Below are 24015 nucleotides of genomic sequence, written 5' to 3'. Positions count from 1 at the left end.
TAAGGCGTGCGGAGGGGATCGCCCGGCCCGAATCCTTGCGGCGAAGCGCCAAAAGCGGCATTGTCGGCCCGACGGTTCCGGGTCCCGATGCCACCGGCCGCGTTCGCATGCGATACGGCCCTCTGCTGCAGACCCAGGCACTACCAACTCAAGGCGAGCCCTGATGTTTTCAAATCGTTTCAACCGCTGGACTGTTGCCGCCATCGCCCTCATGGGCTCAGCGATCGCGACGGTCCCCGGCAGGGTCCTGGCGCAGACGCCGGATCATCCGTCCGATACGGCGGCGCAGTTTCCGACCCGAAACGATCTGAAGTCGCTCACCACCGCCGGCAGCTACCTCGCCGCCCGCCACGCCAGCGTCGAGCGCGACGCGGCCTCCGCCGCCGCCTTCTACCGCTCGGCGCTGCGCACCGATCCCAAGAACAACGAACTGCTCGACCGCGCCTTCATCTCGTCGGTCGCCGACGGCGACATCGACGAAGCCGTCAAGCTCGCCGAGCGCATCCTCACCATCGACAAGACCAACCGCGTCGCGCGTCTCGTCGTCGGCGTGCATGATCTCAAGGTGAAGAAGTACGCGGCCGCGCAGACCAACATCAACCAGTCGATCCGCGGCCCGATCACCGATCTCGTCGCCACGCTGCTGTCGGGTTGGGCCGCCTACGGTGCCGGGGACGCCAAGGGCGGTGTCGCCACCATCGACAAGCTGGCAGGTCCCGAATGGTACCCGCTGTTTAAGGACCTTCACGCCGGCATGATCCTCGAGCTCTCCGGCAAGGAGAAGGACGCCGGCACCCGCTTCGAGCGCGCCTACAAGCTCGACGATTCCATGCTGCGCGTGACCGAGGCCTATGCGCGCTGGCTGTCGCGCAACAAGGATTCCGCCGCCGCGACCACCGTCTATCAGGCCTTCGACAAGAAGCTCGCGCGCCATCCGCTGATCCAGGAAGGCCTGCGCGACACCAAGGCCGGCAAGAAGATGCCGCCGCTGGTCGATTCCGCCCAGGCTGGCGCCGCCGAGGCGCTCTACGGCATCGGTGCCACGCTGACCCGCCGCGGCGGCGAGGATCTGGCGCTGGTCTACCTCCAACTCTCGCTCTACCTCCAGCCGACCCATCCGCTGGCGCTACTCTCGCTCGCCGATCTCTACGAGTCCGTGAAGCGGCCGCAGATGGCGATCAAGGTCTATGAGCGCGTGCCGTCGAGCTCGCCGCTCAAGCGTAACGCGCAGATCCAGCTTGCCATCGATCTGGATTCCGCCGACCGCACCGACGAGGCGATCAAGATCCTCAAGGGCGTTACATCGGAGGATGCGAAGGACCTCGAAGCGATCATGGCGCTCGGCAACATCGAGCGCGGCCGCAAGAGGTTCGGCGACTGCGGCGCGACCTATTCGCAAGGCGTCGACGTGCTGCCGCCCGGCAACGACAAGGCCAACAGCGTCTGGTACTATTATCGTGGTATCTGCGAGGAGCGCTCCAAGCAGTGGGCCAAGGCCGAGGCCGACATGAAGAAGGCGCTCGAGCTCCAGCCCGACCAGCCGCACGTCCTCAACTATCTCGGCTATTCCTGGATCGACCAGGGCGTGAACCTCGACGAAGGCATGAAGATGATCAAGCGCGCCGTCGAGCAGCGTCCCGACGACGGCTACATCGTCGACTCCCTGGGCTGGGCCTATTACCGGATCGGCAACTACGAAGAAGCGGTGAAGAATCTCGAGCGCGCGATCGACCTCAAGCCCGAGGATCCCACCATCAACGATCACCTTGGCGATGCCTATTGGCGGGTCGGCCGCACGCTGGAAGCTAAGTTCCAGTGGGCGCATGCGCGTGACCTCAAGCCCGAGCCGGAAGAGCTTCCGAAGATCGAGGCCAAGATCGCTAACGGCATGACCGAGGACAATTCGAACTCTTCAGCCGCGCAGGCGGAAAAGAAGAAGGACGACGGCAAGGGCGGTTGAGTTTTTCGTTGGGGGCTGATCGCCAATGTCGGCGTTGATTGAAGAAGGGCGCGCGAAGGTCAATTTGAGCCTTCGCGTCGTCGGCCGTCGCGCCGACGGTTATCACGATCTCGAAAGCGTGGTCGCGTTTGCCGACTGCGCCGATCGGCTCACATTGGAGCCGGGCGGCGAGCTGAAGCTCGCAACCACCGGACCGCTGGCCGCGGCCTGCGGCGATACCGCGGACAATCTCGTCTTCAAGGCGGCCAAGCTTCTGGCCGAGGCCGTGCCGAACCTGAAGCTCGGCGCCTTCGCGCTCGACAAGGTGCTGCCGGTTGCCGCCGGCATCGGTGGAGGCTCGGCCGATGCGGCAGCGGCGCTGCGGCTCTTGGCGCGTCTCAACAATCTGTCGCTCGACGATCCGCGCCTGCAGAAGGTCGCGCTCGCGACCGGCGCGGACGTGCCGGTGTGCCTGTTCTCGCGCGCCTGCGACATGACCGGCGTCGGCGAGCAGCTGCTGCCGCTCGCACTGCCGAGCATGCCTTGCGTGATGGTCAATCCGCGCGTGCCTGTGGCCACCAAGGATGTTTTCCAGGAGCTGGGCCTGCGCAACGGCGAGCTCCTGGTCGGCGCCACCTCGGTCTTCCGAGCTCCGGCCTGGCCGGAGGAGGGCGGGTCGATCGCCGATTGGGTCGACGTTCTCGAAAGCGTTCCCAACGATCTCGAAGCGCCTGCGCTGCGTATCGAACCCGTGATCGGCGAGGTGCTCGAAGCGCTGCGCGACTCCGCCGGCGTCAAGCTGGCCCGCATGTCCGGCTCGGGCGCAACGTGCTTTGCGATCTATGGCTCGCCCGCCGATACCCATGCCGCGGCTGAAAAGATCCGGCGCGACCACCCCGGCTGGTGGGTGCATGCGGGGACGTTGAGTTAGCTGCTTCTCCAAAGACGCTGCCGTAGGGTGGCAAAGCGACTTGTCCGCCGTAGCTCGAAGAGCGAAGGCGGAAGCGTGCCCACCACTTCCAACACGTGGGCACGGCGCTGACGCGCCTTTGCCCACCTGCGGAAGTTGAGCTAGCCTTCGTCCTCGGCCAATCCCAGGAACCGCCTGATCTCGCCCAGCACCTCTCGCGGCTTGTCGTGCTGCAACCAGTGTCCAGCCCCGGCGATGGTCTCTATGCGCGCGTTCTGGAAATACCGCTCCAGGCCCGCCGCCCGGGCGCCGGTCAAAAAACTCTCGCCGGCATTGAGCAGCAAGGTCGGGCAGGTGATGCGGGCCCACAGCGCGATGTGATCGTCCGGCCAGAGGCGGTGCGGCGCGGAGGCGCGCTGATAGGGATCGAACTTCCAGCTATAGGTGCCGTCCTCGTTCTGCCGTGCGCCGTGCGTGGCGAGATGCAGCGCGAGATCACGGGACAGGCGCTTGTTGTGAAGCATCATCTGCGCCGCTGCGTCCGCCAGGGTCGCATAGCGGCGCGGCGTGCGGTCGTGCAGCCTGTCGAGCTGGCCGACCCATTTGCCGATGCGCTCATGTGCCGGCGGCTTCGGCGTGTCCGGCAACATGGTCACGCCGTCGAGCACGACCAGCTTCGTGACCTGCTCGGGAAATGACCCTGAGAAGATCAGGCTCACCATGCCGCCCATCGAATGGCCGATCAGGGTCACCTGAGGCGCTGCGATGGTGCGGATCAGCTGGGCGAGATCGTAGACATATTCGGTCAGCGCGTAACTGCCGCCCCTGGTCCAGTCGGAATCGCCGTGGCCGCGCAGGTCGGGTGCGACGACGTGAAAATGCGGCTGCAACGACCGGGCGATGACGTCCCAGCTCCGGCAGTGGTCGCGGCCGCCATGGACCAGGATGAGAGGCGGCGCGCGCTCATTGCCCCAATCGGCGTAATGCAGCCGCAGACCATGAGACTCGTAGAAGCGGCTTTGCGGGGCGAGCATCGGGGCGCTATCCATTCGCCGGCCGCCGCACCAGTGCCAGCGACAGGCCGAGGCCTGCAATGAAGACGCCGGAGCCCTGGGTGAGACGCCGCATCAGGTGCGGCCGTCCGATCAGCTGCGTGCGTGTTGCGGAGGCCATCAGCACCACGACGACGTCGGCAAGCGTGTTCAACGCCACCGAGATCGCGCCCAGCATGATGAACTGCAGCGTGGGGTTCGATTCCGCGGGATCGAGGAACTGCGGAATGAAGGCGAGGAAGAACGCGGCGGTCTTCGGGTTCAGCGCCTCGACCAGCACGCCGTCGCGGAACGCGCGCTTGTCACCGGCCGGCTCGCTCTCGAGCGACAGGGCGCGGCCGGCGCGCCGAAAAGTCTTGATGCCGAGCCAGACCAGATAGAGCGCGCCGACGAGTTTGACCGCGGCGAACAATTCGGCGCTGGCGAGGATGATTGCGGAGATGCCGAGGCTGCCCGCGACGACATGAACCAGTCCGCCCAGCGCCGTGCCTGCGGTCGATGCGAAGCCGCTGGCGCGTCCCTCCGACAAGGTCCGTGCCGCGACGTAGAAGATGCCGGGGCCGGGAACGGCGGCAATGAGACAGGCTGCGGCCAGGAACAGCCAGAAATTCGTTTCGATCATCCTGTTTTCGTAGCGCAGCGTGCCGCGATTGCAAGGCTCTCGTTTAGCCCGCGCGGCGGAAGATCACGCTGGCATTGACCCCGCCGAAGCCAAAGCCGTTGGAGATTGCGTGTTGCATCGGCATCAGCCGCGCGCTGCCTGAGACGATGTCGATGCCTTCAGCGCCCGCATCGGGGTTTTCGAGATTGAGCGTCGGCGGCGCGATCTGGTCGCGCAAAGCGAGCACGGTGAAGATCGCCTCGAGGCCGCCGGCGGCGCCGAGCAGATGGCCGGTGGCCGATTTGGTCGCGCTGACAGCGATGCCGCGGTTGCGGCCGAACAGCGCGGCGATGGCGCCAAGCTCGCTCTCGTCGCCGGCGGGCGTCGAGGTCGCATGGGCGTTCAGGTGCTGCAGATCCGCGGGCGCAAGCTTCGCCTGCCGAAGCGCGATCTCCATGGCGCGGCGGGCGCCGTCGCCGTCGGGCGGACCGGACGTCATGTGATAGGCGTCCGCCGTTGTGCCGTATCCGATCACCTCTGCGATCGGCGTGGCGCCGCGCGCGAGCGCATGTTCGCGCTCTTCGATGACAAGAATGCCGGCGCCTTCGCCCATCACAAAGCCGTCGCGGTCCCGATCGAACGGGCGCGAGGCCCGCGCCGGCTCCGCGTTGAAGGAGCTCGACAGCGCGCGCGCTGCCGCAAAGCCGCCGAGGCTGACGATGTCGATGCAGGCCTCCGCGCCGCCGCAGATCGCGATGTCGACTTCGCCGGCACGGATCATGCGCGCGGCATCGCCGATCGCCTGGACGCCGGCGGCGCACGCGGTGACCGGTGTGCCGAGCGCGCCCTTGTAGCCATATTTGATCGAGACGTGGCCGGCGGCGAGATTGGCCAGGAACGAGGGGATCGTGAACGGCGAGAGCCGGCGCACGCCGCGCTGCTCGGTGATACGCACCGCCTCCGCCATGGCCGGGAAACCGCCGACGCCGGAGGCGATGATCGTCGCGGTGCGTTCCAGCGAGGCTGCGTCCTGCGGCGTCCATTTCGCCTGCGCCACCGCTTCCGCGGTGGCGAGCAGCGCGAACAGGATGAAGCGGTCCATCTTGCGCTGGTCTTTTGGCGCGGCGGCCTGCGCGGGATCGAAGCCGCCATCGGCATCGTCGGCCTTGTCGGGCACGAGTCCGGCAATGCGCGCCGGCAGTGCCTGCGCCCATTCGGGCAGAGGGCGCAGTCCGCTGTGGCCGGCGAGCAGCCGGCGCCAGGAGGTTTCGACACCGCAGCCGAGCGGCGACACCGCGCCCATTCCCGTCACGACGATACGACGCATGTTACTCTCCAGCCGGCGCGACGGCCGGGTTCATGGCCTTGAGTGAAGCGAGCCGCTTGCGCATGCCGCGGCTGGCGCGGGGACCGGCGACGACGACCGTATTGGCGAGCGTGATCGGCTGCATGTCGACGGCATCGACCACGACCGGGTCGAAGGGGCGCGCATCGCTCCGGTTCGCCAGCAGAATGGATTCGCCCTTGGGCGCGAGATGTTTGTTGCCGAAGGCGAGCAGCGTAGCGACCACCGGGAAGAAATCCCGCGCCTTGTCCGTCAGAATGTATTCGTAACGCGGAGGCCGCTCATGATAACGGCGCCGCACGAACATGCCGCTCTCGGTGAGATGAGCGAGGCGCCGCGACAGGATGTTCGGCGCGATCCCGAGGCTTTGCGAAAATTCGTCAAATTTCGTCGCCCCCTGAAACGCATCCCGCAGGATCAGGATGCTCCACCATTCGCCGACCGTCTCCACGGCGCGACCGACCGGACATTCCAGGATCGAGGGGGATTTGGGTTGCATGGCGGGAAGGTAGGGTAGTGACTTTCAAAATGCAAGTAACTGGTTGGTCGGGTGTCGGTGAGGGAATGGTGCGATCGCGGAGTCTAGCTGTGTTCCGAGAAGCGAGTTGGCGAACGGTGGTCCTGCGTCACACTCCGTCGTTGCGAGCGCAGTCAAGCAATCCAGACTGTCTCCACGGCAGGACTCTGGATTGCTCCGCCTTCGCCAAGGCTTCGGCGGACAAGTCGCTGCGCTCGCAATGACGATGTGGAGACAGTCCGGACCTATCTCACCGGTGTCGTCCCGGCGAACGACGGGACCCATAACCACAGGGAGTGGTTTGGCGAAGATCGGATGTTATCGGTACTTGCACCATAGCTGTGTCGATAGATCACGCGGTATGGGTCCCGGCGTTCGCCGGGACGACACCGAGTGGTTTCGCTGGCGGTGCGCCGAAACGCAAAAGTCTAGTGCGACCTTGCCAGACAGAACGCCACCACCTGCTCCAGCGCGCTCTTCATCGGCGAGGAGGGGAACAGCGCCAGTGCGTCCACCGCCATGGCGCCGTAGTGCTGGGCGCGGCTGAGCGTGTCTTCGAGCGCGCGGTGCTTGTTCATGAGCCCGATGGCGTGATCGAGGTCGCTATCGCCGATCTCGCCGCGCTCCAGCGCCCGGATCCAGAACGCGCGTTCGGTGTCGTTGCCGCGGCGGAATGCGAGCACGACGGGCAGGGTGATCTTGCCCTCGCGGAAATCGTCGCCGGTGTTCTTGCCGAGCTTTGCGCTCTTGCCGCCATAGTCGAGCACGTCGTCGACGAGCTGGAAGGCGATGCCGAGATTCATGCCGACCGAGCGGCAGGCGGTCTGCTCCGCCTTGGGGCGGTTGGCGATCACGGGGCCGACCTCGCAGGCGGCGGCGAACAGCTCGGCGGTCTTGCCGCGGATCACGGCGAGATATTCGTCCTCGGTGGTCGCGGTGTTCTTGGCCGCGGCCAGCTGCATCACCTCGCCCTCGGCGATGGTCGCGGCGGCGGCAGAGAGGATGTCGAGCGCGCGGAGCGAGCCGACCTCGACCATCATGCGGAAGGCCTGGCCGAGCAGGAAGTCGCCGACCAGCACGCTCGCCTCGTTGCCCCAGAGCATGCGCGCCGAGAGCTTGCCGCGGCGCATCTCGCTCTCGTCGACGACGTCGTCGTGCAGGAGCGTGGCGGTATGCATGAACTCGACGGAGGCGGCGAGCTTGATATGGCCGTCGCCGGTGTAGCCGGCGAGGTTGGCCATGGCGAGCGTCAGCATCGGCCGCAGCCGCTTGCCGCCGGAGGAGATCAGATGGTTGGCGACCTCCGGGATCATGGTCACGTCCGAACCGGTCCGCGACAGGATCGTGGCGTTGACGCGCTCCATATCAGGGGCGACAAGGGCAACCAGCTCTTCGATCGACGCGCCGGGAGTTTCGAAAGGTACGATGACGGCCACGCCGGTCTCCAATATTTGCCCCGGAGGGGCTATTCTGACGGAAAGACAATAGAAACTGGCGGCGGATGCGGCAAGGCCCGCGGAACCATTGACATTTGCCGCTTTAGCCCCCTCTCAGGCAAGGAAACCTGCGTTTTGCGTGAACTGGTTCGGACCAACGATATGGTGCTGGTGTCGGCGATCGGCGCGCTGCTCGACGGCGCCAACATCCATCATCTGGTGCTGGACCAGAACATGAGCATCATCGAGGGCTCGCTCGGCATTTTGCCGCGGCGGATCCTGGTCCATGAGGACGACGCCCAGGAGGCTCGGGAGCTCCTCACCGAAGCCGGACTCAGCCACGAACTGCGCGGCGATGAGTGAGGCCGCCGATATTACCGAGGACGCCTTTCTCGGCGGGCAATTGCGCCTGAGGCAGAAGCGGACTGGCCACAGAGCCGGGCACGACGCCATTCTGCTTGCGGCGGCGACCGAGGCCCGCCCCGGGGACCGCGTGGTCGATTTCGGCGCCGGAATCGGCACGGCCGGGCTGGCGCTGGCCCGGCGCGTCGCTGGTATCGGGCTGAGCCTGGTCGAGATCGATCCGGAGCTGGCCGAGCTCGCGCGCGCCAATGCGGCCGCGAATGCGCTGGCCGCCGAGACCATCCTGCTCGATGTCACGGCCGATGCCACGGCCTTTGCGGCCTACGGGCTGTCGCCCGACAGCGTCGACGTGGTGCTGATGAATCCGCCCTTCAACGATCCGGCTCGGCATCGCGGCTCGCCGGATCAGGCGCGTCACACCGCGCATGTGGCGACAGAGGAGACCCTGCATGCCTGGATGCATGCAGCTCGGCGCATCCTCCGATCGAATGGTGTGCTGACGTTGATCTGGCGCGCAGATGGAATCGCCGATGTTCTGGCGGCGCTGGCACGTGGCTTCGGGAGCCTTTCGATCCTGCCGGTTCACGGTGAGTCGGGGCGGCCCGCGATCCGCGTGCTGGTACGTGCGGTCAAGGGCGGCCGGGCTCCGACGCGGCTGCTGCCGGGGCTGATGCTCAACGACGCGTCAGGCGTGTCTAAAAAAGAGGTGACGGAGATCCTGGAGGGGAGAGCGGCCTTGCCGCTGGTGGAACCGTGATGGCTTACTGCGGAAGCGATTCCGACTGCTGCTCTTGCGGGGACGTCAAGCGGATCGCCATGAACAGCGCACCGATCAGCAGCATCAGCAGATAGATTTTCATGGTGTTCTCCGCTGCCTCATTGCAGCCTCCCAACGGGAAATCTGCAAAACACGTTCCAGGCACTTCCAATGACAGTCGCGTGATAAGAATTGGTTAATCAGAGGTAACGGCATGGCCGAACAATTGAACGATCGTGAGAGTTCCGGCCTGGCCGACAAGCTCATGCAATATCTGCCGGCGCGCTTCCGCCCCGGCACGGCCGTCGTGCCGGTGGTGCGGCTGTCGGGTGTGATCGGCGCGGTGACGCCGCTACGCCCGGGCATGACGCTCGCAGGCGTCGCCAAAGTGCTGGAGCGCGCGTTCTCGTATCGGCACGCCAAGGCGGTGGCGCTGGTGATCAACTCGCCCGGCGGCTCGCCGGTGCAGTCGCGCCAGATCTATCTGCGCATCAAGCAGCTCGCGGCGGAGAAGAAGCTGCCGGTGCTGGTGTTCGTCGAGGACGTTGCGGCGTCCGGCGGCTACATGATCGCCTGCGCCGGCGACGAGATCATCTGCGATCCCTCTTCGATCCTCGGCTCGATCGGCGTGGTCGGCGGCAGCTTCGGTTTCCAGGAGGCGATCAAGCGGCTCGGCATCGAGCGGCGCCTCTACACCGCCGGCGCGCACAAGGCGATGCTCGATCCGTTCCTGCCCGAGAATCCGGATGACGTCGCCAAGCTGAAGGCGCTCCAGCGCGAGATCCACCAGATCTTCATTGCGCTGGTGAAGGAGAGCCGGGGCGCGCGGCTGAAGGGCGACGACGACACCCTGTTCACGGGCGAATACTGGGCCGGCGAGAGCTCGGTCGCGCTCGGGCTTGCCGACTGCATCGGCGACCTCCGCTCAACTCTTCGTGCCCGCTATGGCGAGAAGGTTCTCACCCCTGTGATCGCCCAGCCGACCGGGCTGCTCTCCGGCCTTCTGGGGCGGAAATCCCCCGGCGCAGGGCAGCTTTCGGCCCTGGAATCAGTGGCCGGCCTGCCGGACGAGCTGATCTCGGCGGTGGAAACCCGCGCGATTTGGGCAAAATTCGGGTTCTAGGCAACACCCTCCCGCGCCATTTGGTCCGGCCCGAGCCAATTGCGGCGCGGGCCGGTCTGCGCAAGAATGTGCGTGGGGGTTGAACACTCAACGAGGATCGACCGATGCCGCCGTTCGTCGCTTTCGCGGGCGTGCTGGGTGGGCTTGCCGTGGTCCGCTGGGCCTACAAGACCGCCGTCCGGATCAACCAGGAGCTGGAGGAGATGCGCCTCTCGCGCGTCGCTGAAGCCGCTCATGCCGGGGATATCCAGACGTTGAAGCGTGACCCCGTGACCGGGGCTTACCGACCGGGTTAGGGGGCCCTTCCGCTCAATCGTCATTCCGGGGCTCGCGAAGCGAGAACCCGGAATCCATCGAACCACAGAGCCGGCGGCGCAATGGATTCCGGGCTCGCCCTGCGGGCGCCCCGGAATGACGCCCGAATCCACCCCCTTTGCCTTGATTCCCACCCCCGCCGTCGATACGGTCCCGCGCGATTCAAACCCCCCCGCGAGAGCCTGATCTGACGATGGACGCCTCATTGCCCGCCCATATGCGCCCGGAACGCTCGTTCCAGGGTTTCATCCTCGCGCTCCAGCGGTTCTGGGCCGAGCAGGGCTGCGTGATCCTGCAGCCCTACGACATGGAGATGGGTGCGGGCACCTTCCATCCGGCGACCACGTTGCGCGCGCTCGGGCCAAAGCCCTGGAACGCCGCCTATGTGCAGCCCTCGCGCCGGCCCAAGGACGGCCGCTACGGCGAGAATCCGAACCGGATGCAGCACTACTACCAGTTCCAGGTGATCATGAAGCCGTCTCCGCCGAACCTTCAGGAGCTGTACCTGAAGTCGCTCGCCGCGATCGGCATCGATTCCGCCGTGCACGACATCCGCTTCGTCGAGGACGATTGGGAGAGCCCGACGCTGGGCGCCTGGGGCCTCGGCTGGGAGTGCTGGTGCGACGGCATGGAAGTCAGCCAGTTCACTTATTTCCAGCAGGTCGCCGGCTTCGAATGCGCGCCGGTTGCGGGCGAGCTCACCTACGGGCTCGAGCGTCTCGCGATGTATGTGCAAGGCGTCGACCGCGTCTACGACCTCAACTTCAACGGCCGCGACGGCGATGCCAAGGTCACCTATGGCGACGTGTTCCTGCAGGCCGAGCGGGAATATTCGAAGCACAATTTTGAAGTCGCCGACACCGCGATGCTGTTCGAGCAGTTCAAGATGGCGGAAGGCGCGTGCAGAAAGTACCTGGAGGCCGGCTGGAAGGACGATAAGCGCGAGGCGCATCTGATGGCGCTGCCCGCCTACGACCAGTGCATCAAGGCCAGTCACGTCTTCAATCTCCTGGACGCGCGCGGCGTGATCTCGGTGACGGAGCGGCAGAGCTACATTCTTCGCGTGCGCGAGCTGGCAAAGGCCTGTGGCGAAGCCTGGATCCATACTGAAGCGGGCGGAGCGGCCTGATGCCCGATCTTTTGCTTGAACTGTTCTCGGAAGAAATCCCCGCGCGCATGCAGGCCAAGGCGGCCGACGATCTGCGCCGCATGGTCACCGACAAGCTCGTCGCCGAAGGCCTGGTTTACGAGGGCGCCAAGGCGTTCGCGACGCCGCGCCGCCTCGCGCTCACCGTGCACGGCATCCCGGCGCGCCAGCCTGACCTCAAGACCGAACGTCGCGGTCCGAAAGTCGGCGGCCCGGATGCGGCCGTGCAGGGCTTTCTGCGGGCGACGGGTCTGAAGTCGCTCGATGAGGCCAAGATCCAGCGCGACCCCAAGGGCGATTTCTACATCGCGCTGATCGAAAAGCCCGGCCGCGATGCGATCGACGTGCTCGCGGAAATCCTGCCCGTCATCATCCGCACCTTCCCCTGGCCGAAATCGATGCGCTGGGGCGCACGCTCCGGCAAGCCGGGCTCGCTGAGCTGGGTGCGCCCGCTGCACGCGATCACCGCGACGTTTGGGCTCGAGACCGAAGAGCCTGACGTCGTGAAGTTCGAGGTCGACGGCATCGAGACCGGGCAGACCACCTACGGCCATCGCTTCATGGCGCCGGACGCGATTTCCGTGCGTCGTTTCGAAGACTACGAAGCAAAGCTGCTCGACGCCAAGGTCGTGCTCGACCCCGAGCGCCGCAAGGACGCGATCCTCACCGACGCCAAGCAGCTCGCCTTTGCGCAAGGCTTCGAGCTGGTCGAGGACCAGAACCTGCTCGACGAGGTCGCCGGCCTCGTCGAATGGCCGGTCGTGCTGATGGGCTCGTTCGAGCCGGAATTTTTGGCAACGCCCGCGGAAGTGATCCGCGCCACCATCCGCAACAACCAGAAGTGCTTCGTGGTCAGCGATCCCAAAACGGGCAAGCTCGCCAACAAGTTCATCCTGGTCGCCAATATCGAGGCGACCGACGGCGGCGCGACCATCGTCGCCGGCAACGAGCGCGTCATCCGCGCGCGGCTCAGCGATGCGAAGTTCTTCTACGAGACCGACCTGAAGACAAAACTCGAGGATCGGCTGCCGAAGTTTGACCAGATCGTGTTCCACGAGAAGCTCGGCACCCAGGCCGCGCGCATCGCGCGCATCGAGCGGCTCGCTGCGGAGATCGCGCCGTTGATCGGCGCCGATGCCGCCAAGGCGACGCGCGCCGCGCATCTGGCGAAGGCCGACTTGCTCACTGAAGTCGTCGGCGAATTCCCCGAAGTGCAGGGCCTGATGGGCAAGTACTACGCGCTGGCGCAGGGCGAGGATGCCTCGGTCGCCGCGGCCTGCGAGGAGCACTACAAGCCGCAAGGTCCCGCCGATCGCGTGCCGACCGATCCAGTCAGCGTGGCCGTGGCGCTCGCCGACAAGATCGACACGCTCGTGGGCTTCTGGGCGATCGACGAGAAGCCGACAGGCAGCAAGGACCCGTATGCGCTGCGTCGCGCGGCGCTGGGTGTGATCAGGTTGATCGCCGAGAACGCGCTGCGTCTGTCGCTCATGAAGGTGGCGGCATCTGCGATTGCAGGTTTGCTTGAAGCTGGTACGAAGCAGGCACTTGTCGACACAAATAAGCTTCCGAGCGACCTGCTCGCTTTCTTCGCCGATCGCCTCAAGGTCCAGCTCCGCGAACAGGGCGCGCGTCACGATCTCGTCGACGCCGTGTTCGCGCTCGGCGGCCAGGACGATCTTCTCATGATCGACCGCCGCGTCGAGGCGCTCGGAAAATTCCTCGAGTCCGATGACGGCAAGAACCTGCTGGCTGGCATCAAGCGTGCCAGCAATATCCTTGGCATCGAGGAGAAGAAGGACAAGCGCAGCTTTGACGGCGCGCCGGATGCTGCGCTCTACGGCCTCGATGAGGAAAAGGCGCTGGCCAAGGCGATCGGCGAGGTGCAGGCGGAAGCCAGCGCCGCCGTCGCCAAGGAAGACTTTGCAGCCGCGATGAGCGCTATGGCAAAACTGCGTCCGCCGGTCGATGCGTTCTTCGAAAAGGTTCGCGTCAACGACGACGATGCGAAGGTGCGCGAGAATCGTCTGAAGCTGCTGAACGAGATCCGCAGCGCCACGCGCGCGGTGGCGGATTTCTCGAAGATCCAGGATTGAGGTCGCGGCTATTGCGGCTCTCGTGCCCCGGACGTTGCGCAGCGCGCCGCCCTTGCGGCGTGATGCGCAGCTAAGCCGGGGCCCATGCCGGCCGCGTGGCTCGCAGCTTCTGGGTCCCGGCTCTGCGTCGCAACGCTTGCGCGCTGCGCCTTGTCCGGGACACGCCAGCGCCCGCAAAAAGCCCCGCCCGGCGGGGGGAAGACCGGGCGGGGCCGGATGTCCGATTTACACTGCTCGCGCCAGCCTGATTGAAGTGACGCGCCGGACATCTAGTCGATCAGTGCCAACAGTCGATCAGTGCTAGTCCAGCACCTCGACAATGCGGCGCGAGCGCGGCTCGACCAGCACGGTTTCGCCGTTCACGACGGTGTAGCGGTAGGTGGTGGCGCCGAAGCGTTGCGGCACGTCATAATAGGTGACGCCTGCCTCGGGTAATGTCGTGCCGACGATGATGCGATCGGGAATGCTGAAGGCGGGCACACGCTGCTCGACGACGTACTCGCGGAAGGCCGGCCGCTGTTCGACTGCGATGGTTGGGCCGCTGTCGATCACGGCGGGCGCGCGTCCGACGGTGACACCGCTTTGCGCCTGCGCCGTAAGGGGCGAGTCGATCGCGGCCGCGAGCGCTACAAGAGCGAGAATCCTGTTCCGCATGGACAACTCCTTCGACGTGATTTTATTTTCGGACGCGCCAATGGCGCGACCGGTTGGCCAATGCATGCCCCCTTGGCAATGTTCCGGAAAAGGGCCGCCGCATCAGAGGCAATTTCAGGCAGTTTTCGTGGGTGCCGGAACTCGCATCGCGCCTTGCGCGTCTCTACTCGCGGAACCGGGAGGGCTATGATCCGCCCGCGATTCGCCTCACCTCCACAGAAAGATAGTTCATGCACATCACCGTCGCCCACATTTCGCCGATCCTGTCGTTGATTGCGGGCGTGCTCATCTTGATCATGCCGCGACTCCTCAACCTGATCGTCGCGATCTTCCTTATTGTGAACGGTGCGATCGGGCTCGGGCTCCTGAAATGGCTTCACCTCTAGGGGTGTTCATTTTCCGGAACTGTCTGACTTGCGCGGGCCCGTTCAAAATGGTGTAAGGCCCGCGAAATCCCATTCCTCTCGCAGGTTGTGTGCAAGCTATGGCCAAAGCCGCCTCGAAGCCCAATAAAACTCCAGCGAAATCAAAGTCTTCCGCTAAGGCGAAAGCCGCACCGGCAGCCCGCAAGGCGCTTGCCAAGAGCGCGCCCAAGCCGGTCGCCAAAGCCGCTGCAAAGCCGGCCGCAAAGGCTGCTGCCAAGCCGGCTGCGAAGGCGGTGACCAAGGCGGCTCTGCCGAAGGTCGCTGCGAAGCCTGCACCGAAGAAGGTTGCTCCTGCCAAGGCCACGCCAGCCGCGGGCAAGGCCGGCAAATGGGTGTACACATTCGGTGACGGCAAGGCCGAGGGCCGGACGGAGATGCGCGACCTGCTCGGCGGCAAGGGCGCGAACCTTGCCGAGATGGCCAATCTCGGCCTGCCGGTGCCTCCGGGCTTCACCCTGCCGACCTCGGTCTGCACCTACTTCTACGCCCACGACAAATCCTACCCGAAGGAATTGCAGTCGCAGGTTGAGAAGGCGCTCGACTATGTCGGCAAGCTGACCGGCAAGACCTTCGGTGATGCCAGGAACCCGTTGCTCGTCTCCGTGCGCTCCGGCGCGCGCGCCTCGATGCCGGGCATGATGGATACCGTGCTCAATCTCGGCCTCAACGACCAGACCGTGGAAGCGCTGTCGGAATTGTCTGGCGATCGCCGCTTCGCCTATGACAGCTATCGCCGCTTCATCACCATGTATTCGGACGTGGTGCTCGGCTTCGAGCATCATCACTTCGAGGAAATCCTCGATACCTTCAAGGACGGCCAGGGCTACACGCTCGACACCGACCTCACCGCCGACGACTGGGTCGAGCTGGTCGGCAAGTACAAGGACGCCGTCGCGCGCGAGACCGGCAAGGACTTCCCGCAGGACCCGCACGATCAGCTCTGGGGCGCCATCGGTGCGGTGTTTTCATCCTGGATGAACGCGCGCGCGGTGACCTACCGCAAGCTGCACGACATTCCGGAATCCTGGGGCACCGCGGTCAACGTGCAGGCCATGGTGTTCGGCAACATGGGCGAGACCTCGGCGACCGGCGTTGCCTTCACCCGCAATCCCTCGACCGGCGAGAGCAAGCTCTACGGCGAGTTCCTGATCAACGCGCAAGGTGAGGACGTGGTGGCGGGCATCCGCACGCCGCAGGACATCACCGAGGAGGCGCGCCAGGAATCGGGCTCCGACAAGGCGTCGATGGAAGCGGCGATGCCGGAGGCCTTCAAGGAGCTGACGCGGATCTACACGCAGCTCGAGAAGCACTACCGCGACATGCAGGACATGGAGTTCACGGTCGAGCAGGGCAAGCTGTGGATGCTCCAGACCCGCGGCGGCAAGCGTACCGCGAAAGCGGCACTGCGCATCGCGGTCGAGCTCGCCAATGAAGGCCTGATCTCGAAGAAGGAAGCGGTCACCCGCATCGATCCGGCTTCGCTCGATCAGTTGCTGCATCCGACCATCGATCCCAACGCCAAGCGCGACGTGATCGCGACCGGCCTGCCGGCGTCCCCGGGTGCGGCCTCCGGCGAGATCGTGTTCTCCTCCGACGAAGCCGCCAAGCTTCAGGCCGACGGGCGCAAGGTGATTCTGGTCCGCATCGAGACCAGCCCGGAAGACATCCACGGCATGCACGCTGCCGAAGGCATCCTGACTACGCGCGGTGGCATGACCTCGCACGCGGCGGTGGTCGCGCGCGGCATGGGCAAGCCCTGCGTCTCCGGCTGCGGCACCATCCGAGTCGATTACGGCCGCGGCACCATGAGCATCGGTTCGCGCACCTTCAAGACCGGCGACGTCATCACCATCGACGGCTCGCTCGGCCAGGTGCTCGCCGGCCGCATGCCGATGATCGAGCCGGAGCTGTCCGGCGAGTTCGGCACGCTGATGGCCTGGGCCGACCAGGTTCGCAAGATCGGCGTCCGCGTCAACGGCGACACGCCCGACGACGCGCGGACCGCGATCAAGTTCGGCGCGGAAGGCATCGGCCTCTGCCGCACCGAGCACATGTTCTTCGAAGAGACCCGCATCCGCACGGTTCGTGAGATGATCCTCTCCGAGGACGAGCAGTCCCGCCGCGCGGCGCTGGCAAAACTGCTGCCGATGCAGCGCGCCGACTTCGTCGAGCTGTTCGAGATCATGAAGGGCCTGCCCGTCACGATCCGTCTGCTCGATCCGCCGCTGCACGAGTTCCTGCCGCACACCCACGCCGAAGTCGAGGAAGTGGCACGCGCCATGAACACCGACCCGCGGCGCCTCGCCGACCGCGCACGCGAGCTCTCGGAGTTCAATCCGATGCTCGGATTCCGCGGCTGCCGTATCGCGATCGCCTATCCGGAGATTGCTGAGATGCAGGCCCGTGCGATCTTCGAAGCGGCGGTCGAAGCCGAGAAGCGCACCGGCAAGGCCGTCGGCCTCGAGGTGATGGTGCCGCTGATCGCGACCAAGATGGAGCTCGATCTCGTCAAGGCGCGGATCGACGCCACCGCACAGGCGGTGATGCGCGACACCAACACCAAGCTCGCCTATCAGGTCGGCACCATGATCGAGCTGCCGCGCGCCTGTCTGCTCGCGGCCGAGATCGCGGAGAGCGCCGAGTTCTTCTCGTTCGGCACCAACGATCTGACGCAGACCACCTACGGCATCAGCCGCGACGATGCCGCGAGCTTCCTTGGCACCTACGTGTCCAAGGGCATCCTCCCGATCGACCCCTTCGTCGCGCTCGACCAGGAAGGCGTCGGCGAGCTCGTCAAGATCGGCGTCGCGCGCGGCCGCAAGACGCGCCCGAAGCTCAAGGTCGGCATCTGCGGCGAGCATGGCGGCGATCCCGCTTCCGTCGCCTTCTGCCACAACATCGGCCTCGACTACGTCTCCTGCTCGCCCTACCGCGTGCCGATCGCCCGTCTCGCGGCGGCGCAAGCCGCACTCGGCAAGGCGATCGCCAGCCAGGCGTAAGTCAAGCTGACAGGCGTAAGCAGAACTAAAATGCTGGAACGAAAGAGGCGGGGCAAAGCTCCGCCTCTTTTCGTTTGAGGTGACACGCTCGCCTATCGGGTTCGCGAAGCTGTAAGTCCCGTCATCCTCTGTTAGTCCCGTCATCCTGAGGTGCGAGCGGCGCGGTGCGCAGGGAGCCTCGAAGGATGTACGGCCAAGATGCAGCCGGGCCGTCGCCCTTCGAGGGCCGCTGAAGAAGCGGCCACCTCGGGGTGCCGGTGAAACGATGTGCTTGTGGTTCTCGGCACTGATTGAATCGCGAAGCCGCGGCGTACTGGATGCCCCGCTTTCGCGCAGCATGACACCGATGATGTGGCGGCACTTCGCGCAACATCGGGAACTCATCGCGCGTCCCGTATTGATACGTGCGCAAGAGTTCCTTCACCATTCGCGTTGACCGGTTGTTTACCGCTTCACGTGACGACGCATTTACCACCGTGCGCGATCGCCCCGTGAAAACACCTGCAATCGCTTGAGTGTGCTGCACGCGCAACGCCGATTAACGCCCCGGCAACCTAAATTGGATACTTACGATAAAGATCGAATTGCACGGATGTACTGCGTTTCGATTTTTCTGGCGTAAGCGTAGCGTGAGCGTATCGATGTCTGTGTTGCGTAACCATCCGAAGGGCGCGCGGTTCGCGTCCTTCGGCATCGGTCTCTGCATCTTCGCATTGATGCCGAGAGAGACCGGCTATCAGGATATTGCCTCTCTGCTGGCGCGCCAACCCGGCGTCGCCGAGCGTTGGCAGAAGCAGGTGTTCTCCGCGGCGTCCTCGATCCAGCTCGCCACTTACAGTTTTTCCCGCCCCATCGGCACCTCGGTTCCGCAGAGCGCGATGGTGCGTCTGGCGAGCCTCGATGGCCGCGACGTCACCGGCGCGATCAGCCGCAATCCGGCGCTGCAGGCTGCGCCGCGCTACCAGGCTTCCGACTTTCCAAAGGTCGATCGCTCCATGAAGGGTGATCGGCTCGCAACCATTGCACCGACCGAGACTCCCGAGACGGCCGCGCCAGCTGCGGCACCGGCGCAGCAAGATCCCGCGACGTCGAACAGCTCGGTGTTCGGCGCCAAGACCGCCGCGCTGCCGCAGGCGATGTCGCCGGAATCCGCGGCCGCGCTCGATCCCGAGCTTCAGGAAGCGCTCCGCGCGCCGCCGCTGCCGCAATATTCCAATCCACCGCGGGCCAGCGACGCTGCGCGCGCGCTCGCGACCGCGCCGCTCGAGGCGTTCAAGCGGGCCCCGGCCGCAGCCGCGCCCTCGCGCGATCCCTTCAGCGTCAAGACCTCCAACCTGTTCTTCGGCAGTTCCTCGCTCGGCGGCAATCTGGAGAGCATCGAGAGCTGGCAGCCTGGCGCCGAGCCGCTGATCGTGATGCCAGATCCCGACATGAAGGTGACGGCTTCGCTGTCACCGCCGACGGCGGAGATCGCCAGGGATATCGAGAGCGGCGAGAGCGTTGCGCCGAAGGGCGAGGTCAACGCCGACAACCAGCGTACGAGATCGCCGGCGGAGCGGCTCGCGCTCGACGACAAGTCGCGCGCGAAGTCCGAGAAGTGCCTCGCCGAAGCCGTCTATTTCGAGTCGCGCGGCGAGGCCGTGCGCGGGCAGATGGCGGTGGCGCAAGTGGTGATGAACCGCGTGTTCTCCGGCAAATATCCGGATACCGTGTGCGGAGCGGTCTATCAGAACAAGCACCGCCATCTCGCCTGCCAGTTCACCTTCGCCTGCGACAACAATGCCGATGTGATCCGCGAGCCCGAGATGTGGGAGCGCGCCAAGAAGATCGCGAAGGCCATGCTCGACGGCCAGATCTGGCTGCCCGAGGTCGGCAAGTCCACGCACTATCACGCCTATTGGGTGCGTCCGTCCTGGGTCGCCGAGATGAAGAAGATGTACAAGACCGGCGTGCACACCTTCTATCGCCCGCGCGCCTGGGGCGACGGCAGCGAGGAGCCGAGTTGGGGCACGCCAGCCCAGACCGCTGCGCTGTCGGCCGAGCTCGCGCAGGAAGCCAAGAGCTCTGCGGAGATGGGCGTGAGCGAGCGGCGGTAAAGACATCCGATTGCAGCCGCAATGAAAGTGCGCTCCCTCTCCCGCTTGCGGGGGAGGGTTGGGGAGGGGGTGTCTCCGCAGGCGAGAACCCCCGTGTGGAGAAAGCCCCCACCCGGCGCTTCGCGCCGACCTCCCCCGCAAGCGGGAGAGGTGCAGCCTGCCCGGGGTTAAGGCCGTTTTCTCACGCCTCGATATCCAGCGCACAGTCAAAATTCGGGGCCGAATGCGTCAGCGCGCCTGAGGAGGCGTAGTCGACGCCGGTCGCCGCGATGGCCGCGATTGACTCCAGCGTGACCCCGCCGGATGCCTCCAGCTTGAGGCGGCCCTCGTTGATCCTGACGGCCTCGCGCAGCGTGGCAAGGTCCATGTTGTCGAGCAGCACGGCGTCGGCAAGTCCGGTATCGAGCACCTCGCGCAGTTGCGCCAGCGTATCGACCTCGATCTCGATCTTGACGAGGTGGCCGGCATGGGCGCGGGCGCGCTCCAGCACGGGGCGGATGCCGCCGGCGACCGCGATGTGGTTGTCCTTGATCAGGATCGCATCGTCGAGGCCGAAGCGGTGGTTGAAGCCGCCGCCGCAGCGCACCGCGTATTTCTCCAGCGCGCGCAGCCCCGGCGTAGTTTTTCGCGTGCAACAAATCCGCATCTTGGTGCCTTCGGTGCGGGCGACATAGTCGGCCGTCAGCGTCGCGACGCCCGACAGGCGGCCGACGAAATTCAGTGCGGTCCGCTCCGCCGTGAGAATGGCGCGGGCCGGGCCCGAGATCGTCAGCACCTGCTGTCCACGGGCAACGCGCGAGGCGTCGCGGACATGCGCGCGCACGTCGATGTCGGACGAAAGCTTCTGCAACGTCGAGAGCGCCAGCGGCAAGCCGGCGATCACGCCGGACTGGCGCGCGACCAGAATGGCTTGCGCCCTGGTCGCCTCCGGGATCGTCGCCAGCGAGGTGATGTCGCCGGCGCGGCCGAGGTCCTCGTCGAGCGCGCGTTGCACCGCTTCGTCGATCGCAAGCGGTGAGAGGAAGGCGTCGGGGTTGAGCAGTGAGGTCGGGGCGATCATGGGGACTCCATCAGGCGATCATGGGTTGCGCAACGCGCGGCAGGGAGCTCAGGCTTTCCGCGACCTCGCGCGCCGCCGTGAGCGTCGTCATCGTTCGCTGCGCCAGCGCAGGGATTTCAGCCGGGTGGTCGGAGCGGAAATGCGCGCCGCGGCTCTCGCGCCGGCTCCACGCAGAGGCTGCAGCGAGCAGGGCCGAGATCGCCATGTTGCGTAGCGCGATGCTCGTCGCCCCGCGTTCGAGCGCAGCGAAATGATGCACGGCATCGGTGAGGCCGTCGCCGTCGCGGACCACGCCGACATGCGCGCTCATCATTGCGCGCAGCCGCTTCACGGCCGCAGCATCCGGCGTGCCGCCGCGCGACGCGACCGGTGCGTCGGGGAGGCGGGCAGGCGCGGGGATCGAGCAGCCGGCGATGTCATCGGCGATGCGCGCAGCGTAGACCACCGCCTCCAGCAGCGAATTCGAGGCGAGCCGGTTGGCGCCGTGCGCGCCGGTCGACGACACTTCGCCACCGGCCCAGAGCCCTTCGATCGAGCTGCGGCCGCGTTCGTCCACGGCGATGCCGCCCATGTGGTAATGCGCGGCGGGCGCAATCGGGATCACTTGCGTGGCCGGATCGATGCCGGCGGCGATACAGCTCGCATGCACGGTCGGAAATCTGTCGGCGAAGCGCGCGCCCAGCGCCTGCCGCGCGTCGAGGAAGGCACCGCGCCCGGCCGCGATCTCGGCGAATACGCCGCGGGCCACGATGTCGCGAGGCGCGAGCTCGGCGAGCGGGTGGCGCGCGATCATGAAGCGCTCGCCGTTGCCGTTGATCAGTATCGCGCCTTCGCCGCGCAAGGCTTCGGTCGCGAGCGGTGCCGGATCGCGGCCGACCATGATGGCGGTCGGGTGGAACTGCACGAATTCCGGATCGGCGATCACGGCGCCGGCGCGCGCGGCGATGGCGAGGCCCGAGCCGCTGGCCTCGAGTGGATTGGTGGTGACGGCATAGAGATGACCGATGCCGCCGGTGGCAAGCACCGCGGCGCGTGCAGCGAGCAGGAACGGCTTTGCCTGGGAGTTGCCGGCCTCGCGCAATTGAAGACCGGCGACGGCACCGTGCTCGGTCAGAAGCGCTTCGGCGACGAGCCCTTCGATGAGGCGGATCGACGGCGTGCGGCGCACCGCTTCGCTCAAGGCCGCAATGATCGCGGCACCGGCCCCGTCGCCTCGCACATGCACGATGCGCCGCGCCGAATGTGCCGCTTCGCGTCCCACGGCGAGCCTGCCTTCGAGATCGCGATCGAACGGGACGCCATAGCTCAGGAGATCGTGAATGCGCGGCGCGGCCTCGCGCGCGATCCCAAGTGCGACCGCCTCGTCGACGAGGCCGCCGCCGACCGCGACTGTATCGGCGGCGTGTGCTTCCGGCGTGTCGCCTTCGGCCACCGCCGCGGCGATGCCGCCTTGCGCCCATGCGGAGGATGCGCCCTGTCCGAGCGGCGCCGCCGAGATCAAGGTCACCGGTCGCGGCGCGAGCTTCAGCGCGCAAAACAGTCCGGCCAGGCCGCCGCCGACGATGACGATGTCGTCGGTGCGGGTGAGATTGTGGATGTTAGTCATTGTTCTCTCCATTCACTCCGCTGTCGTCCCTGCGAAAGCAGGGACCCATACGCCGCGGCGGATGTTGTTACGCGAAGCTGCGCGTTGCCTTTCTTTGCAACCACATCTCCCTGTGGTTATGGGTCCCGGATCTGCGCTCCGCTCCGCTGCGCTTGTCCGGGACGACGGCGGTGGTTGCCGCTCCGGGTTGCCCTCAATTCTTCAGATTGATCATCCGCTCGACTGATCGCCTTGCTCGTTCCGCAAGCGCGGGATCGATGGTGACTTCCTCGCCAAGCGTCAGCAGGCTCTGCAAAATGTTCGCGAGCGTGATGCGCTTCATGTGCGGGCAGAGATTGCAGGGGCGCAGCATCTCCACGTCGGGCAGCTCGGCCCGCACATTGTCGGCCATCGAGCATTCCGTGATCATCACCAGCCGTCGCGGCCGCTTTTCGCGCACCCAATTGATCATGTGCGCGGTCGAGCCGGTGAAGTCGGCCTCCGCCAGCACGTCCGGCGGACATTCGGGATGTGCGATGATCTGGACGGACGGATCGGCCTCGCGAAAGGCGCGCAGCTCTTCGCCCTTGAAACGCTCGTGCACCTCGCAGGCGCCTTTCCAGGCGATGATCTTCACGTCGGTCTTCGAGGCCACGTAAGTCGCGAGATAGCGATCGGGCAGGAAGATCACGCTTGGCGCATTCAGGCTCTCGACCACCTGCACCGCGTTCGACGAGGTGCAGCAGATGTCGACCTCGGCCTTCACCTCCGCCGAGGTGTTGACGTAGGCGACGACAGGCACGCCCGGAAATTTTTCACGGAGCAGGCGAACGTCGGCGCCGGTGATGCTGGCGGCCAGCGAGCAGCCGGCGCGCGAGTCCGGGATCAGCACCGTCTTGTCCGGGTTGAGCAGTTTCGAGGTCTCCGCCATGAAGTGCACGCCACACTGGACGATGATGCCGGCCTTCACCTTGGTGGCTTCGACCGCGAGCTGGAGCGAGTCGCCGCCGATGTCGGCAACGCAGTGGAAAATTTCCGGGGCCTGGTAGTTGTGCGCGAGGATCACCGCGCCCCGCGCGCGCTTCAGCTCGTTGATCGCCTGGATCGTCGGCGCCATCAGCGGCCACTCGATCGGCGGGATCACATGCTTCACCCGCTCATAGAGCGGCGCGGTCGCACGCTCGACCTCCGGCGTCCATTCCAAGGCAGGCGCGGGCAGGGGCGGGCCCGTTCGCGCGGGTGCCGCGCGGGGGGAGGCGGTGACGTGGCCGGTGACTTGGCCAGTGATTTGGCCCTGCGGCCGGTTGGCGAAGTCGTCGGGGCCGTAAATTCCGGTGATCGGCATCGAAGCCTCCCTTGCATGTCAATTATACTCAATCTGAGTATATTAGAGGCCCAAATAATCCGGCCGAGAGGCCAGCGCGGACTTCATCGAGATCCTAATATACTCACATTGAGCAAATCAAAGATAACATGCTCGGCCGGGGATCGCCAGATCCTGTTGCACACATTTCCGTCAAAGCCCGGGATGACGCGTCAGGCGAGGCCACATTGAAACGCAATGCTCCCGCGGCAGCTCCCCGTGGAATGCAATC

Annotated in this window: 20 protein-coding genes; 11 read left to right on the top strand and 9 right to left on the bottom strand. The window is 65.8% G+C overall.

The window, feature by feature from the left end; translation table 11 throughout:
* The first annotated feature begins 163 nt into the window (after positions 1-163).
* Complete coding sequence (locus AABA86_RS22885) at positions 164-1960, top strand: tetratricopeptide repeat protein (protein WP_338308513.1); 1797 nt, start codon at positions 164-166, stop codon at positions 1958-1960.
* Between the two features lie 25 nt (positions 1961-1985).
* The gene (locus tag AABA86_RS22880; protein WP_212249322.1) at positions 1986-2870 is read left to right on the top strand and encodes a 4-(cytidine 5'-diphospho)-2-C-methyl-D-erythritol kinase; all 885 of its coding nucleotides are present in this window, start codon (positions 1986-1988) and stop codon (positions 2868-2870) included.
* A gap of 140 nt (positions 2871-3010) precedes the next feature.
* Here the strand turns inward: AABA86_RS22880 and AABA86_RS22875 are convergent, their stop codons facing one another.
* The 5 genes from AABA86_RS22875 to AABA86_RS22855 form a co-directional block, all read right to left on the bottom strand.
* The gene (locus tag AABA86_RS22875) at positions 3011-3883 is read right to left on the bottom strand and encodes an alpha/beta fold hydrolase (RefSeq protein WP_338308512.1); all 873 of its coding nucleotides are present in this window, start codon (positions 3881-3883) and stop codon (positions 3011-3013) included.
* 7 nt (positions 3884-3890) lie between these two features.
* Entirely contained in the window at positions 3891-4523 is a 633-nt protein-coding gene (locus tag AABA86_RS22870; RefSeq protein WP_212249324.1) for a LysE family translocator, read from the bottom strand.
* Positions 4524-4566: 43 nt separating this feature from the next.
* A complete protein-coding gene (fabF, locus tag AABA86_RS22865; protein ID WP_338308511.1) occupies positions 4567-5829 on the bottom strand; it encodes a beta-ketoacyl-ACP synthase II in 1263 nt (420 codons plus the stop codon).
* A 1-nt stretch (position 5830) separates the two neighbouring features.
* Positions 5831-6346, bottom strand: coding sequence for a winged helix-turn-helix transcriptional regulator (locus AABA86_RS22860; protein WP_338308510.1), 516 nt, complete (start codon positions 6344-6346; stop codon positions 5831-5833).
* A 446-nt stretch (positions 6347-6792) separates the two neighbouring features.
* Entirely contained in the window at positions 6793-7800 is a 1008-nt protein-coding gene (locus tag AABA86_RS22855) for a polyprenyl synthetase family protein (RefSeq protein ID WP_026202916.1), read from the bottom strand.
* 135 nt (positions 7801-7935) lie between these two features.
* Here AABA86_RS22855 and AABA86_RS22850 point away from each other — a divergent pair, with 135 nt between their 5' ends.
* From AABA86_RS22850 to glyS, 6 genes are all read left to right on the top strand, one after another.
* On the top strand, positions 7936-8163 hold the full coding sequence (locus tag AABA86_RS22850; protein WP_018323354.1) for a putative signal transducing protein: 228 nt from the start codon (positions 7936-7938) through the stop codon (positions 8161-8163).
* Positions 8156-8920 carry a tRNA1(Val) (adenine(37)-N6)-methyltransferase gene (locus AABA86_RS22845; RefSeq protein ID WP_338308509.1) on the top strand — a complete coding sequence of 255 codons (765 nt, stop codon included), beginning with the start codon at positions 8156-8158 and terminating at the stop codon, positions 8918-8920. The genes AABA86_RS22850 and AABA86_RS22845 overlap by 8 nt, the downstream gene beginning before the upstream one ends.
* A gap of 214 nt (positions 8921-9134) precedes the next feature.
* The gene (locus AABA86_RS22840) at positions 9135-10043 is read left to right on the top strand and encodes a S49 family peptidase (RefSeq protein WP_338308508.1); all 909 of its coding nucleotides are present in this window, start codon (positions 9135-9137) and stop codon (positions 10041-10043) included.
* Between the two features lie 104 nt (positions 10044-10147).
* Positions 10148-10339: a hypothetical protein gene (locus AABA86_RS22835; protein WP_212249329.1), complete on the top strand. Its 192-nt coding sequence runs from the start codon at positions 10148-10150 to the stop codon at positions 10337-10339.
* 212 nt (positions 10340-10551) lie between these two features.
* Positions 10552-11487 carry a glycine--tRNA ligase subunit alpha gene (locus AABA86_RS22830; RefSeq protein WP_212249330.1) on the top strand — a complete coding sequence of 312 codons (936 nt, stop codon included), beginning with the start codon at positions 10552-10554 and terminating at the stop codon, positions 11485-11487.
* Positions 11487-13601 (top strand): glycine--tRNA ligase subunit beta, encoded by a 2115-nt coding sequence (gene glyS / locus AABA86_RS22825; protein ID WP_338308507.1) that lies wholly within the window; start codon positions 11487-11489, stop codon positions 13599-13601. The genes AABA86_RS22830 and glyS overlap by 1 nt, the downstream gene beginning before the upstream one ends.
* 300 nt (positions 13602-13901) lie before the next feature.
* On the opposite strand, the gene AABA86_RS22820 is transcribed toward glyS, so the two are convergent.
* Positions 13902-14255 (bottom strand): DUF1236 domain-containing protein, encoded by a 354-nt coding sequence (locus AABA86_RS22820; protein ID WP_338308506.1) that lies wholly within the window; start codon positions 14253-14255, stop codon positions 13902-13904.
* A 230-nt stretch (positions 14256-14485) separates the two neighbouring features.
* Between AABA86_RS22820 and AABA86_RS22815 the strand changes: the two genes are divergently transcribed.
* The 3 genes from AABA86_RS22815 to AABA86_RS22805 all read left to right on the top strand — a co-directional run bounded on the left by AABA86_RS22815 (position 14486) and on the right by AABA86_RS22805 (position 19775).
* Positions 14486-14641: a DUF3096 domain-containing protein gene (locus AABA86_RS22815; protein ID WP_018648785.1), complete on the top strand. Its 156-nt coding sequence runs from the start codon at positions 14486-14488 to the stop codon at positions 14639-14641.
* Between the two features lie 98 nt (positions 14642-14739).
* The gene (gene ppdK / locus AABA86_RS22810; RefSeq protein ID WP_338308505.1) at positions 14740-17679 is read left to right on the top strand and encodes a pyruvate, phosphate dikinase; all 2940 of its coding nucleotides are present in this window, start codon (positions 14740-14742) and stop codon (positions 17677-17679) included.
* A gap of 641 nt (positions 17680-18320) precedes the next feature.
* Positions 18321-19775 carry a cell wall hydrolase gene (locus AABA86_RS22805; RefSeq protein WP_212249334.1) on the top strand — a complete coding sequence of 485 codons (1455 nt, stop codon included), beginning with the start codon at positions 18321-18323 and terminating at the stop codon, positions 19773-19775.
* Between the two features lie 181 nt (positions 19776-19956).
* On the opposite strand, the gene nadC is transcribed toward AABA86_RS22805, so the two are convergent.
* The 3 genes from nadC to nadA all read right to left on the bottom strand — a co-directional run bounded on the left by nadC (position 19957) and on the right by nadA (position 23765).
* A complete protein-coding gene (gene nadC, locus AABA86_RS22800) occupies positions 19957-20835 on the bottom strand; it encodes a carboxylating nicotinate-nucleotide diphosphorylase (RefSeq protein WP_212249335.1) in 879 nt (292 codons plus the stop codon).
* 10 nt (positions 20836-20845) lie between these two features.
* The gene (locus tag AABA86_RS22795; RefSeq protein ID WP_338308504.1) at positions 20846-22441 is read right to left on the bottom strand and encodes an L-aspartate oxidase; all 1596 of its coding nucleotides are present in this window, start codon (positions 22439-22441) and stop codon (positions 20846-20848) included.
* Between the two features lie 193 nt (positions 22442-22634).
* Positions 22635-23765 (bottom strand): quinolinate synthase NadA, encoded by a 1131-nt coding sequence (gene nadA / locus AABA86_RS22790; protein WP_338308503.1) that lies wholly within the window; start codon positions 23763-23765, stop codon positions 22635-22637.
* Between the last annotated feature and the right edge of the window lie 250 nt (positions 23766-24015).

Source organism: Bradyrhizobium sp. TM233, from assembly GCF_036247965.1.
GTDB lineage: Bacteria > Pseudomonadota > Alphaproteobacteria > Rhizobiales > Xanthobacteraceae > Bradyrhizobium > Bradyrhizobium ottawaense.
This window is presented reverse-complemented; position numbering and strand designations above follow the sequence as displayed.